At 73.2% G+C, this 12,763-nt stretch carries 14 protein-coding genes; 8 read left to right on the top strand and 6 right to left on the bottom strand.

Annotated elements, in window-relative coordinates; all coding sequences use genetic code 11:
• Positions 1 to 33: 33 nt before the first annotated feature.
• The 3 genes from OG753_RS06145 to OG753_RS06135 all read right to left on the bottom strand — a co-directional run bounded on the left by OG753_RS06145 (position 34) and on the right by OG753_RS06135 (position 1,749).
• Positions 34 to 258, bottom strand: a complete 225-nt coding sequence (locus OG753_RS06145; RefSeq protein ID WP_327260766.1) for a helix-turn-helix transcriptional regulator — start codon at positions 256 to 258, stop codon at positions 34 to 36.
• A complete protein-coding gene (locus tag OG753_RS06140; protein ID WP_327260765.1) occupies positions 258 to 743 on the bottom strand; it encodes a DUF2975 domain-containing protein in 486 nt (161 codons plus the stop codon). The genes OG753_RS06145 and OG753_RS06140 overlap by 1 nt, the downstream gene beginning before the upstream one ends.
• An 82-nt stretch (positions 744 to 825) precedes the next feature.
• Positions 826 to 1,749: a LysR family transcriptional regulator gene (locus tag OG753_RS06135; protein WP_405787473.1), complete on the bottom strand. Its 924-nt coding sequence runs from the start codon at positions 1,747 to 1,749 to the stop codon at positions 826 to 828.
• A 71-nt stretch (positions 1,750 to 1,820) separates the two neighbouring features.
• Here OG753_RS06135 and OG753_RS06130 point away from each other — a divergent pair, with 71 nt between their 5' ends.
• A complete protein-coding gene (locus OG753_RS06130) occupies positions 1,821 to 2,786 on the top strand; it encodes a reductase (RefSeq protein ID WP_405787472.1) in 966 nt (321 codons plus the stop codon).
• A gap of 5 nt (positions 2,787 to 2,791) precedes the next feature.
• On the opposite strand, the gene OG753_RS06125 is transcribed toward OG753_RS06130, so the two are convergent.
• Positions 2,792 to 3,550 carry a GntR family transcriptional regulator gene (locus OG753_RS06125; protein WP_405787471.1) on the bottom strand — a complete coding sequence of 253 codons (759 nt, stop codon included), beginning with the start codon at positions 3,548 to 3,550 and terminating at the stop codon, positions 2,792 to 2,794.
• 201 nt (positions 3,551 to 3,751) lie between these two features.
• On the opposite strand from OG753_RS06125, the gene OG753_RS06120 reads away from it, so the two are divergent.
• From OG753_RS06120 to OG753_RS06100, 5 genes are read left to right on the top strand one after another with little or no spacing between them, the layout of a single operon-like run.
• Positions 3,752 to 4,915 carry an ABC transporter substrate-binding protein gene (locus tag OG753_RS06120; protein WP_405787470.1) on the top strand — a complete coding sequence of 388 codons (1,164 nt, stop codon included), beginning with the start codon at positions 3,752 to 3,754 and terminating at the stop codon, positions 4,913 to 4,915.
• Entirely contained in the window at positions 4,915 to 5,805 is an 891-nt protein-coding gene (locus OG753_RS06115; RefSeq protein WP_405787469.1) for an ABC transporter permease, read from the top strand. Before OG753_RS06120 ends, OG753_RS06115 begins: the two co-directional genes overlap by 1 nt.
• Entirely contained in the window at positions 5,793 to 6,752 is a 960-nt protein-coding gene (locus OG753_RS06110) for an ABC transporter permease (protein ID WP_405787468.1), read from the top strand. The genes OG753_RS06115 and OG753_RS06110 overlap by 13 nt, the downstream gene beginning before the upstream one ends.
• Before the next feature lie 4 nt (positions 6,753 to 6,756).
• A complete protein-coding gene (locus OG753_RS06105; protein WP_405787467.1) occupies positions 6,757 to 7,860 on the top strand; it encodes an ABC transporter ATP-binding protein in 1,104 nt (367 codons plus the stop codon).
• Positions 7,861 to 7,886: 26 nt separating this feature from the next.
• On the top strand, positions 7,887 to 8,516 hold the full coding sequence (locus OG753_RS06100; protein ID WP_405792559.1) for an HAD family hydrolase: 630 nt from the start codon (positions 7,887 to 7,889) through the stop codon (positions 8,514 to 8,516).
• Between the two features lie 58 nt (positions 8,517 to 8,574).
• Here OG753_RS06100 and OG753_RS06095 read toward each other — a convergent pair whose 3' ends face one another.
• On the bottom strand, positions 8,575 to 9,084 hold the full coding sequence (locus OG753_RS06095) for a hypothetical protein (protein WP_327260757.1): 510 nt from the start codon (positions 9,082 to 9,084) through the stop codon (positions 8,575 to 8,577).
• Between the two features lie 86 nt (positions 9,085 to 9,170).
• Here OG753_RS06095 and OG753_RS06090 point away from each other — a divergent pair, with 86 nt between their 5' ends.
• Both OG753_RS06090 and OG753_RS06085 read left to right on the top strand, forming a co-directional pair.
• Positions 9,171 to 10,262: a DUF2330 domain-containing protein gene (locus tag OG753_RS06090; RefSeq protein ID WP_405787465.1), complete on the top strand. Its 1,092-nt coding sequence runs from the start codon at positions 9,171 to 9,173 to the stop codon at positions 10,260 to 10,262.
• Between the two features lie 101 nt (positions 10,263 to 10,363).
• A complete protein-coding gene (locus OG753_RS06085) occupies positions 10,364 to 10,939 on the top strand; it encodes a hypothetical protein (protein WP_405787463.1) in 576 nt (191 codons plus the stop codon).
• 75 nt (positions 10,940 to 11,014) lie between these two features.
• Here the strand turns inward: OG753_RS06085 and OG753_RS06080 are convergent, their stop codons facing one another.
• Positions 11,015 to 12,631, bottom strand: a complete 1,617-nt coding sequence (locus tag OG753_RS06080) for a carboxylesterase/lipase family protein (protein WP_405787461.1) — start codon at positions 12,629 to 12,631, stop codon at positions 11,015 to 11,017.
• Positions 12,632 to 12,763 lie beyond the last annotated feature (132 nt).

Raw genomic sequence — 12,763 nt, 5'->3', positions numbered from 1 at the left:
GCGCCCGGAGTGTGCCCGTCCACAGGGAGGGCGTCATCCGTCCGTGGCGTCCTCCTCGGCCTCCCAGCGCAGCAGGTCGCCCGGCTGGCACTCGAGCACGTCGCACAGTGCGGCGAGCGTCGCGAAGCGCACCGCCTTGGCGCGGCCGTTCTTGAGTACGGCCAGGTTGGCGGGGGTGATCCCCACGCGGTCCGCGAGCTCGCCCACGGACATTTTCCGCCTGGCCAGCATCACATCGATGTCGACGGCGATCGGCATCAGATGACCTCGTCCAACTCGGCCTGCATCCGGGCGGCTTCGACATCGCGCGCGACGGCCTGGGTGAGCAGCATCCGCAGCACGAGCACGATGAGCGCCACCCCCAGGATGGCCACGCCAACCCCGCCCATGATGACGGTGACGCCCGGGTCCTCGCGCTGGCCCGGCGCATTGAGGGCCGTGACCACGAACCACATGAGGGCGGCCGCCACGATCGCGCCGATCACTCCGTCCACGTACCGGAAGGCCGTGTGGGAGAACACCGTTCCGCGTCGCACCATCGTCACCAGCCGCCAGACGCAGATCAGAGCGACCTGGGCCGACACCATGCCCAGGATCGTGATCACACGGAACGGGGTCAGGGGGAGCGTGCCGTCCTCCGGGTCGGTGGCCAACGCCCACACCATCGATGCCTGCACGAACACGGTGCCGACGAGCACCACGGCGAGTACGGCGCGCAACGCATGCACTGTCAGCTTTCCCATGACCTGTCCCTCCATCGATTCACGATGGAAATCTATCGAATGTCGATAGGCGAGGCAAGAGGTGCCGGGGGAAGGAGGTGGTTCACGGGCGGCCTCCGGTCGGTGTGCGGGCCGTGGCGGCTGCCGTGGTCAGGGCGGCGGTGAGGGTCTCGGTGTACGGCTGCGGGCGCCCCCGGCGGGGGAGGACCAGCCCGATGTGCCGGGCGGGGCGCGGGGGTTCGACGCGGACCACCGGCGACTCCGGGGCGGGGGAGAGCGAGACGTGCGGGACAAGGGAGACCCCTACGCCCGCGGCGACCAGGGTCTGCGCGAAGAAGTAGTCGGTGGTGGAGGCCGCGACCCGGAGGTCGAAACCGGCGAGCTCCGCGTACCGGCGCAGGAAGGCCTCCGTCTTGAGGCAGCCCAGCACCCAAGGGTCGGCTCGCAGTTCGGCCAGTTCCACCGACGGCCGGCCGGTGAGGCGGTGGCCGGGCGGTAGCACCAGCCACAGCGGATCCTCCATCAGTGGCACCCAGTCGAGCCCCGGGCGGCCGTCCGGACGTACGGGCGGCGGGCCGTCGAAGTGGTAAGCCAGCGCGAGATCGGCCGCGCCGCCGCGCACCATCGGCACCGCGTCCTCCGGCTCGCTCTCCAGCACCGTCAGCTCCACCTCCGGATGCGCCTCCATGAACCGGGACAGGGCTGCGGGCAGCAGGTGCCGGCCCCCGCTGGTGAAGGTGGCGACGGTCAGGCGCGGCCGGTCCGCCGTGAGCCGGTCGATCGCGTGGCGGACCTGGTCCAGCTCGGCGGAGATCGACTCGGCCGCCTCCACCAAGAGCCGTCCCGGCTCGGTGAGGGTGACTCCGCGCGTGCTGCGAACGGCCACCGGGTGGCCGACCGCCCGCTCCAGCGCCGCGATGTGCTGGGAGACGGCCGACGGGGTCAGCAGCAGGGCCCCGGCCGCCCGGTTGAAGCTGCCGTGCTCGGCCACCGCCCGCAGGACGCGCAGCCGCTGCACATCGATCAACAGTTTTCCTTACGATCCGTACAGCAGATCATCAGTTCCGCTGGGGACGATACAGCGGCAGAGTCGAACGCATGAAGCGGATTCTTGTCATCGGCGGCAGCCGTTACTTCGGAAAGACCCTGGTCACCCGGGCGCGTGACGCGGGCGACGAGGTCACCGTCCTCAACCGGGGCTCCGGCACCCCGCCCACCGGCGTCGGCCGGCTCGTCGCCGACCGCGACGACGAGGAAGCGCTGCGGGCCGCGCTGGGCGGGCGCGAATTCGACGTGGTCGTGGACCAGGTCTGCTACACGCCGCTCCAGGCCGCCGTCGCCCGACGGGTGTTCGCCGGGCGGACCGGGCGCTACGTCATGACCTCGACCATGGAGGTCTACGACCCGGCCACGCTCCCCGACGTCCTCCCCGGCGCCGGCGCCGGCGCCGGGACCGCCCCCGTCCCCGTCGCCGATCCCGCCCCCGTCGCCGAGGCGTCGCTCGACCCCGTGCGGCTGCCGCTCCCGGGGGCGGCGGGCCGCGCGCCCGGGCCCTGGCCCGCGTACGTCTACGCCGAGGGGAAGCGGCAGGCCGAGGCCGTCTTCCTGAGGGAGCCGGCCTTCCCGTACGCCGGTGTGCGCGCCGCACACGTCCTCGGTGGCGGCCCGGCGGAGTTCACCGGGCGGCTGGCGCACTACGTGGAGCGGATCGGCTCCGGAACCCCCGTCGCCGTCCACGAAGCCCCGTACGCCACCTCCTTCATCCATCACCACGAGATGGCCGCGTTCCTGCACTGGACGGCGGAGCAGACCTTCACGGGGCCAGTCAACGCGGCTTCGCACGGCGCCCTCGACGTGATCGCGCTCTGCGAGACGGTCGCCGCACGGACCGGACGGCGGCCGCGGTACCGGGTGGTCGGGCCGGGCGCGCACGCCTCGCCCTTCTCCTTCGACCGCCCCTACGCCCTCGACAACGGCCGGGCCTCGGCCCTGGGGTTCCGCTTCGGCCGGGTCGCCGACTGGCTGCCGGGGGCGGTCGACGAGAGCGTGCGCGCCGCCGCCTGACGCGGTCACTGGTCTCCGACGCGCCGCTCCAAGGGAGTTGCTACCGAAGAGTTGCTCACACTGAAGGTCACACTGCCGGCCCGGTAGCGGTCGTCGGACCACTCGATCGGGCGGCCGGTGGCCGCCCGGGAGACGTGCCGCTGGCGCAGCAGCGGGCTGCCGCGCCGGATCTCGAGCAGCCGGGCGTCCTCGCTGCCGGCCGGAAGGGCGTCGATGAGGTGCTCGCCGTAGTGGGCGACGACTCCAAAGCCCTCGGCCAGGCTGTCCATGACGGACCGGCAGTCCGCGGGCAGCGCCTCGACGGCCTCCGCGACCCAGTCCGCATAGGCGGTCCGCTCGACCATGGTGGGCTCCCCGTCGAGCAGGCGCAGCCGCAGCACGGCCAGGACCTCCGTGCCGGGCGCGAGCGCGAGCCGGTCCGCCTCCTCGGCCGTCGCGGACCGGCGGGTGCGGGACAGGAAGCGGCCGGCGGCCCGGTGCCCGAGCCCCTCGGCCCACTGGGCGAAGCTGTTGAGCTCGCCGAAGCTGTGCCGGCGCTCCTGCCTCAGGACGATGCGCCGCGCGCCCTGCCGGGAACCGATCAGCCCTTCCGCGGCGAGGGTGGCGACCGCCTGGCGGACCGTCCCGCGCGATGCGGACCAGCGCGCCGCCAGATCGCTCTCCGAGGGCAGGAGCGCGCCCACCGGGAGCTCGCCCGCGAGGATCGCCCCGCGCAGAGCCTCGGCGATCTCCATGTACCTGGCCGTGCCCGCGTTCGTGCTCATGTCCTTCGCCCCCAGATGGCCGTGACCGACTCCCATGATCATTCCAACAGGTTCTGTCACGGCTTCTTCCGGTCATTCTTCTCTCTTCGTCGAGCCGTGCTCCCGAGGACGGGCGCCGTTCACCGTCCGTACAGCGGGCCCGGGCGAACTGGAGCCAACTTGTTCAGACAAGTGAACCCACCCTCGTCTCCGGGAGAGACCGTGCTCAGTTCCTCCGCCCGTCGCGGTGCGGCCGTTCTGCTCAGCGCCGCCGTACTCACCACGCTCAGCGCGTGTGGTGCCGCACCCGACCAGAAGTCCGGCGGTGCCGACGGCGCCAAGAACGGCGTGCAGCCGGGCGCCGCGACCTCGGTCGCCGACTTCGGCTCCTTGGAGGCCCTCGCAGCCGCCGCCCAGAAGGAGGGCGAGCTCAATGTGATCGCGCTGCCGCCGGACTGGGCGAACTACGGCGAGATCATCAAGGCCTTCGAGGCCAAGTACAAGATCAAGGTGAACAGCGAGAACCCGGACGCCTCCAGCGCCGACGAGATCGCCGCGGTCAAGTCCCGCAAGGGCCAGAAGCGCGCCCCCGACGTCCTCGACCTCGGGATCGCCTTCGCCCGCAGCGGCGCCGCCGAGAACCTCTTCGCCCCGTACAAGGTCACCGCCTGGGACAAGATCCCCGCCGCCCAGAAGGACGCCGACGGCCGCTGGACCAACGACTACGGCGGCTACGTCTCCATCGGCTGCGACGCCGCCCGGATCCCCACCTGCCCGCAGACCTTCGCCGATCTCCTCAAGCCCGAGTACAAGGGCAAGGTCGCCCTCAACGGCAACCCCACCAAGTCCGGTTCGGCCTTCGGCGGCGTCTACGCGGCCGCCCTCGCCAACAAGGGCTCCTTCGCCGACATCCAGCCCGGCATCGACTTCTTCGGACAGCTGAAGAAGAGCGGGAACTTCCTCCCGGTCGAATCCACCCCGGCCACCGTGGAGAAGGGCGAGACGCCCATCTCCATCGACTGGGACTACCTGAATGCCGGCTACGCCGACCAGTTCAAGGGCAAGGGCGTCGACTGGAAGGTCGCCGTCCCCACCGACGGCGTCTACGCCCAGTACTACTCGCAGGCCATCAACAAGGAGGCCCCGAACCCGGCGGCCGCCCGCCTGTGGCTGGAGTTCCTCTACAGCGCCGAGGGCCAGAACCTGTGGCTGAAGGGATACGCCCGCCCGGTCCTGCTCCCCGGCATGACCCAGGACGGCACCGCCGACAAGGCCGCCGTGGCCAAGCTCCCGCAGGTCCAGGGCACCCCGGCCTTCCCCGCCTCCGAGGAACTCGACAAGGCCAAGGCCACCCTCGCCGAGAAGTGGGACAAGGCCCTCTCCTGATGTCCTCCACCACCGCCCCCCGCGCAGCCGCCGGCACCCGCCGGCGGCGGCGCGGCCCGCGCACCTGGCTCGCGGCCCTCCCCCTCCTCGCCTTCACCGGGCTCTGCTTCGGCATCCCGCTCGGCGCCATGGCCCACGGCGCGGTCACCCGCACCGACCCGGCGAGCGGCGCCACCCTGGTGACCGGTGAACACCTCGCCCGCTCGCTCCAGGGTCCCTACCTGGGCTCCCTCGTCGGCAGCGTCCAGCTCTCCGCACTCACCGCACTCGTCGGCGGCGTCCTGGGCGTGGTGATCGCCCAGGCCGTGGTCACCTCCCGCTCCGCGGGCCTGCGCAGCGCCGCACTCACCGCCTCCGGCGTCCTCGCCAACTTCGGCGGCGTACCGCTCGCGTTCGCCTTCATCGCCACCGTCGGGATCTCCGGAGTCGTGACCCAGCTCGCCGATCTCACCGATCTCGGCTGGAACCTGTACTCCTTCACCGGCCTGACCATGGTCTACCTGTACTTCCTCATTCCCCTGATGGTGCTCGTGATCGCCCCGGCACTGGACGGGCTGCGCCCGCAGTGGCGCGAGGCCGCCCAGAGCAGCGGGGCCACCGGAGCGCAGTTCTGGCGCCACGTCGGCCTGCCCGTACTCGCACCCTCCCTGCTCGGCGGGTTCGTGCTGCTCTTCGGCACCGCCTTCGCCGCCCACGCCACGGCCGCGGCCCTCGTCGGCGGTTCCGTCCCCCTGGTCACGCTCAAGATCGCGGACGCGCTGTCCGGGAACGTGCTCACCGGCCAGGAGAACGTGGCGCTCGCCCTCGGCCTCGACATGATCCTGATCGCCGCCCTGGTCATGGTGGTCTACCTGCCCCTCCAGCGACGGAGCGCCCGATGGCTGCGATGACCCCGACCACCCCGACCACCCCGACTACCCCGGCCACCCGGTACCCCCGCCTCCGCGAGGACACGCGGGAACCGGACACCGGGGCCCCCGTGCGGACCCCGGCCCGGCGGCCCCGCCCCCGGATCTGGCGCGGAGCCGTCCTCGCCCTGGCCGGCGCCTACTTCCTGATCCCGCTCATCGCCTCGTTCGTCTTCACCGTTCACGTCCCCGGCCGCGGGATCACCTTCGAGGCGTACACCGAGCTGCTCTCCGCCGACGGTTTCACCGAGAGCCTGCTGCTCTCCCTCGGGCTCGCCGCAGCGACCATCGCACTGTCGCTGCTGCTCGCCGTGCCCGCGCTCGTCGCCGTACGCATCGGCTCCCCGCGGCTGCGCCCGGTCGTCGAGGTGATGTGCATGCTGCCGCTGGTGGTGCCGCCCATCGCCCTCGTCACCGGAATCACCACCGTGCTGCGCTGGGGACCGGACCACCTGTCGCGGACCCCGCTGTACCAGACCTTCATCGCCGTCCAGCACGAGAAGTTCCCAGTCGTCCTGGTCCTCGCCTACACGGTCCTGGCCCTGCCCTTCGTCCACCGCTCGCTCGACGCGGGCCTGCGCGCCATCGACGTACCGACCCTGGTCGAGGCCGCCCGCAGCTGCGGCGCGAGCTGGCCGTACGTCGTCCTGCGCGTGCTGCTGCCGAACCTGCGGGCCTCGCTCGCCGGCGCCGCCTTCCTGACCCTGGCCCTGGTGCTCGGCGAGTTCACCATCGCCTCCCTCCTCGGGTTCCAGCCCTTCGCGGTGTGGATCGTCTCGATCTCCGGCGCCCAGGCCCGCATGTCGGTGGCCGTCTCCATCCTCAGCCTCCTGATCACCTGGCTGCTGCTGATCGCCCTCTCCCGGGCCGGGACCACCCCCTCCACGGCCGGGGCCGCACCCGCCACCACCTCCCGCAAGGAGCCCTGAGTCCATGTCCACCACGCCCACCCCCCTCCCCGCGGCCGGGAAGCCGGCGGATCCCGCCCGGCCCGCGGGCGCGCGCGTCGAGTTCCGCGGCCTGCGCAGGGCATTCGGCTCCACCGTCGCCCTCGACGGGCTCGACCTGACCGTCGAACCCGGTGAACTGCTCGCCCTGCTCGGCCCGTCCGGCTGCGGGAAGACCACCGCCCTGCGCGTCGTCGCCGGCTTCGAACAGCCCGACTCCGGCGAGGTCCTCGTCGACGGGCAGGACATCACCCGGGTCCCGGCCAACCGCCGCGACGCCGGCATGGTCTTCCAGTCGTACAGCCTCTTCCCGAACCTCAACGCCCGGGACAACGTGGCCTTCGGCCTGCGCGTACGCAGGGTCGGCGCGGCCGAGCGGCGCGAGCGCGCCGCCGAACTCCTCGACCTGGTGGGCCTGCCCGACCACGGAGACCGCTACCCGCACCAGATGTCCGGCGGCCAGCAGCAGCGCGTCGCCCTCGCCCGCGCGCTCGCCCTGCGCCCGCGCGTCCTCCTGCTCGACGAGCCGCTCTCCGCGCTGGACGCCAAGGTACGGGCGAACCTGCGCGAGGAGATCCGCCGCCTCCAGCTCTCCCTCGGCATCACCACCGTGTTCGTCACCCACGACCAGGAGGAGGCGCTGTCGATGGCCGATCGGGTCGCCGTCCTGAACGCCGGGAAGCTGGAGCAGTGCGCCGCCCCGGCCGAGCTGTACGACCGCCCGGCCACCCCCTTCGTCGCCGAGTTCGTCGGCACCATGAACCGGCTGCCCGGACGGCTCGCCGGCTCCGGGCTGGTCGAGGTGGCGGGAGCGCGCCTGCCCGTCGACGGCCCGGTCCCCACGACGCCGCAGGTGCAGGTCCTCGTACGGCCCGAGAACGTGACCGTCGCCGCCGACGGCGAAGGCACGGCGACCGTGCTCTCCGCCTCCTTCCTCGGCTCCGTGACCCGGCTCCACCTGGAACTGCCCGGCGGGGTCGCCGTCAAGGCGGACCTGCCCTCGCGGGACGCCGGATCCCTGGTGCCGGGCGCACGCGCCGCCGTGGGACTGGCCGAGCGGCCCGTGCTCGTCGTGGCCGGGTCCGCGTGAGCGCCCTCGCCGCGGTCCTGTTCGACATGGACGGCACCCTCGTCGACACCGAGGTGCTGTGGTGGCGGACCACCGAGGAGACGGCCGGCGGCCTCGGCCACCGGCTCACCGACGCGGACGCGCCCGAGGTCGTCGGCCGGGCGGTGGAGGACACCGCCGCCCACCTCGTACGGGTCTCGGGAGGGGGAGACCCGTCCGAGGTGGCGGCGGCGCTCACCGCGGGCTTCTTCCGCCGGGTGGAGGCCGGGGCGCCGATGCGGCCCGGAGCCCGGCGGCTGCTGGCCGCACTGGAGGCGGAGGGCGTGCCCTTCGCCCTGGTCAGCGCCTCACCGCGGGTCGTCGTCGACTCGGTGGTCGGGGGCTCGCTGGCGCATGTCCCCTTCGCCTTCACCCTGTCGGCCGACGACACCGCCCGCACGAAGCCGCACCCGGACCCCTACCGGGCGGCCGCGGAGCGCCTGGGCTTCGCACCGCAGGCCTGCGTCGCGGTGGAGGACTCGCCGGACGGAGCCGCCTCCGCGGAGGCGGCCGGCTGCGCGGTCCTGGTGGTCCCGTCCCTGCTGCCGGTCCCGGCGTCCCCGCCGCGGAGCTTCGCCGGATCCCTGGAGAACGTCACCGTGGCCCGGCTGCGGCGCTGCCTGATGCCCGGGGCCTGACACCCGGGGCCCGACCCTGGCTCCGGGGTCCGGTCGGTCGTCCGGCCCCGACCGTGTCTCAGGCCGGCATGCCGAGGATGTCCAAAATGGCCTCCGCGTAGGCGGCCGTCCCGGAACCCGGGGCGGCGGCGGTCTCCCGGCGGAAGCCGTCCACACCCGTACGGATGAAAGCGGCGCACTGCCCGTGCAGTCCGGCCTCGTGGGTGCCGCCGTCGTCCACCGTGCACAGCAGCGCCAGCAGGGTCCACAGCAGGGCCTCGCGGGTCGCCTGCCGGGGCGGGTGCGCGGCCCACACGGCCATCAGGACACCGCACACCGCCGGGGCGGGCGGCTTCAGGTGCTCCGCAAAGAAGACATGCCCCTCCAGTGCGTGGAACGCCGACGGATGCCCCTCGGCGGCATCCCGTACCGCGTCCATCAGATGGCCCGCCGAGCGGCCGCAGCCGCACTCGATGGACTCCCAGTCGTGCCGCGCGATCTCCGCCGCCACGGCATCCGGAACCAGCGGGCTGCGCAGCACCGCGGACCGGCGCAGCAGAGCCTGCTGCTGCTTCTCGCTCCCCGTCATGGGGCACAGTATGAGGCCAGGTCGCAGTGGTCGGCGAGGGGGGTCGGAACCGGATCCCAGGGGCCGTCGTCTGAGACCCCGTGTGGATGAAACGAAGAATTCCGGCACTGCTGTTCGCCCTGCTCGTGACCCAGCTCGTGGCCCTGGTCAACCCCGCCTACGCGTGCGGCTGCGGGGCCATGATCCCCGACGGCCAGTCCCGGATAGGCGTCGACCGGGAGACCTCCGTCGTGCGCTGGGACGGCCGCACGGAGCAGATCGTCATGCGGTTCACCGTGGGCGGTGACGCCCACCGCGCCGCCTGGATCATGCCGGTGCCCGGCCGGGCCACGGTCGAGCTGGCCGACGGGAAGATGTTCGACGAACTGAGCCGGCTGACCCGGCCCGAACGCAAGACCCGCAGCTACTTCTGGCCGCGTGAGCGCGACTGGCCCTTCTCCTCCCGCACGGGGGACACCGCCGGAGCCCCGATGCCCGGCAGCGCGGCCCCGCCCGTCGGCGTCGTCGGCCGCGAACAGCTCGGCGACTTCGATGTCGCCCGGCTCACCGCCACCGACCCGGACGCGCTGAAGAACTGGCTGGAGAGCAACGGCTTCACGCTCCCCGACCGCCTCGCCACCGAGGTCAAGCCGTACGTCGACCAGAGCTGGGAGTACGTGGCGGTACGGCTCGCCCCCCGCCAGCAGGGCAAGCCGCTGCGGGGCGACCTCGACCCGCTGCGGATCCGCTTCGAGAGCGACCGGCTGGTCTACCCGATGCGGCTCTCCCGGATGGCGAAGACACCGCAGTCCCTCGGCCTGTACGTGCTGGCCGACCACCGCATGGAGCCGGCGACCGCGATCGGCGGCTCCGCACCGAAGGTGACCTTCGCGGGATCGATCGAACCCGAGGGCGGCCCGCTCGCCGAACTGGCCGGGGCCGGGCCGGTGTTCCTCACCGCCATCGACCAGAGGTTCCCGGACCCGGGGCGCATCGACGCCGACCACGAACTGCGCGCCACCGCCAAGGACACCCCGTACCGCCGGGCGATCTACCGCGACGAGCTGCTCATGGTGGGCGGCGTCCCGGCCTGGCTCCTGACGATCGGGGCCGTGGCGGTGGCGGTGACGGCCTCGGCCGTCGCGATCCTCCGGATCCGCGCCCGCCGGCCGCGCCCCGCCGGGGCGGCTGCCGCCTGACCGGAGAAGGCCGCGCGTCGGGCGGGGAGGGGAGGGTACTCACATCGACGTGAGTACCCTCCCCGATGTGCGGTGCCACCCGCCCCCGTACGGTCTGGTGCATGCCTTCCGTGCAACCCCTCTCCCCGGCGGCGCCGGCGCGCCCGCGCCCGCGTCCCCTGCAGGCGGCGCTGGCGCTGGCCGGCGTCACGTTCGTCCTGGCCACCTGCTGGGGCGCGTACCGCGTCTGGAACGGCGAGCCGTACCCGGAGGTCGATCCGAACGCCGTCGGCACCCGGCTCCGCGCGGAGGCCGAGCGCGTCCAGGACGACATCGGCCTGCCCGTGCCCGCCGATGTCCTGCCCCAACGGGTGGAAACGGGTGCCTGCTCCTACCGGGGACTGCGTTCCCTGGCCCACATCGACCGGGGCCGCAGCGACGTCCGCAGCTTCATACTCGACTGGCAGACCACGGACGTCCCGAAGGACACCGCCCGGACCGCCCAGGAGCGGGTCCGGGCCCGGCTGTCGCAGCAGGGCTGGAAGCCCACCGGCCAGGACTTCTCCGACATGGGCTTCGGCTACGAGCACCAGAGCACGGGCGACCGGGTCGATGTGGGCTGGTACGAGCCGACCGGGACACTCGCCGTCAGCATCCACGCGCCCTGCGGCAAGGTCCCCGAGGGCTATGACGAGTAGCTTCGCCCCCGGCCTCCCCCGGTCGGTGCGCCCAGGGGAAGCCCCCCGACGGCCACGGCGCGGACAAGGGCCCGCTCAGAGCGGCCGCGGTGGCTGGGTCCGCCAGAAGGCGCAGTTGTGGTCCGCCCCGAACGAGGTGCTCGTCCGCGTCGCCGACGGATTGAGGGTGAGGACCGTGGCGGCTCCCGCACCGGTCGGCGGCCACGCGGTCTGGCCGGCCACCACAGGGGCGCCGAAGCGGGCGAACGCCGCCCAGTAGCGTTTCATCCGGTTCCCGAGCGCGACCTGGACCGGGGCCAGCGGGCGCTCGCCCATGGTGAAGTCGTGCAGATAGGCCAGCTCCGCACTGTGCGCGTTGGACTCGTCCAGGCCCGGCACCTGCGCGCCCGCGAGCGTCGGCGACCGCGGGTCGTCGAACTCGTAGACGTACGTCGGCACCTGGGACGCGAACAGCTGCGCCGTCCACGCGGTGTGACACGCGAAGGTCGAGTCCGTCATCACGGCCGACAGCGCCAGATACGGCGAGCCGTACGCGGCGACCGGATAGCGCGCGAGCACCTCGGGTCCCGCGGGCCCGTATCCCGCCAGGACCTGCGCCGCGTACTGCTCGGCGGTCAGGTGCGGCTGCGTCAGGGCGACGAAGAAGCGGGCCTCGGAACGGGTGCTCCCGATCAGCACCGGCACCTTGTTCCACCTACCGCTCCCGATGGCCTGCGCGGGAGCGACCGGCAGCAGCCCGTCACCGGAGGCCGGACCCCGGGTGGGCAGCGTACGGGCCGCCTCCACCAGGGCCGCTCCGGAGGCGGCGCGCAGACAGGCGGCAACCTCGGCCGGGGCGGTGCACCCCGCCCGTGCGGCGAAGGCCCGCGCCTGCGCCTCGGCGTCCGCGCTGTCCGGTGTACCCAGCAGGGTGCACGGACCGCTCTGCAGCACGGCCCGGTGGAACAGGCCGGCGGCCGACGGGGCGGCCAGCAGCGCGCAGACGGAACCGCTGCCCGCCGACTGCCCGGAGATCGTGACGTTGCCCGGATCGCCGCCGAACGCGCCGATGTTCTCCCGGGTCCAGCGAAGGGCGGCGACCTGGTCCATCAGGCCGAAGGACCCGGAGCGCAGGGCGTTCTCCCGGCCGAGCTCGGGAAGCGCGAGATAACCGAGCTGTCCCAGGCGGTAGTTGATGCTGACGACCACGCTCTGGGTGACGTCGGCCATGGTCCGGCCGCCGAACTGGGTGCCCGTGCCCTGGCTGTACGCACCTCCGTGCATCCAGACGATCACCGGGAGCCGGGCTCCGGGGCGGGCGGTCCGGGGCCGGTACACGTCCAGGTAGAGGCAGTCCTCGCCGACCGCCGCCGGATCGCTCAGGCCGAACGGCGAGAACTGCAGGCACGCGGGAGCCTGCCGGGTGGCCTCCCGCACCCCGTGCCGGCGGGGCGGGGGCGCGGGCGCCCGGAGCCGTGCGTCCCCGACCGGGGGAGCGGCGTAGGGGACACCGAGGAACTCCTGTGCGCCGTCGCGGGACTGACCGCGCACGGCGCCGCCCTGCGCGAGGGTGACCACCGGGCGCGGCGATCCGGCGGGCTGCGACGACAGTGAAGCCGCGGCCGGTGGTGCCGAGGCGAGCAGGGTCACCAGGGCAAGTGCGGTACCGAGCAGGGACCTTGCAGAGGGCAGCCGTTTGCCGGGCCTCTTCATCCGTCCTCCTGGAGTGTGCCGGTGCGTGACGATGTCGTGCCGGGGGTGGGTGGGACGGGTCCTGCCCGCCTGCCCGGTCCCTTGCGTGCCGGGCAGGCAAGGAGGCGGCCGGGGCGGAGCGGGCTCCGCCCC

Origin of the sequence: Streptomyces sp. NBC_00029 (assembly GCF_045160505.1) — a bacterium.
Lineage (GTDB): Bacteria > Actinomycetota > Actinomycetes > Streptomycetales > Streptomycetaceae > Streptomyces.
The sequence above is the reverse complement of the archived record's forward strand: the minus strand, read 5'-3'. Positions and strand labels throughout refer to the sequence as shown.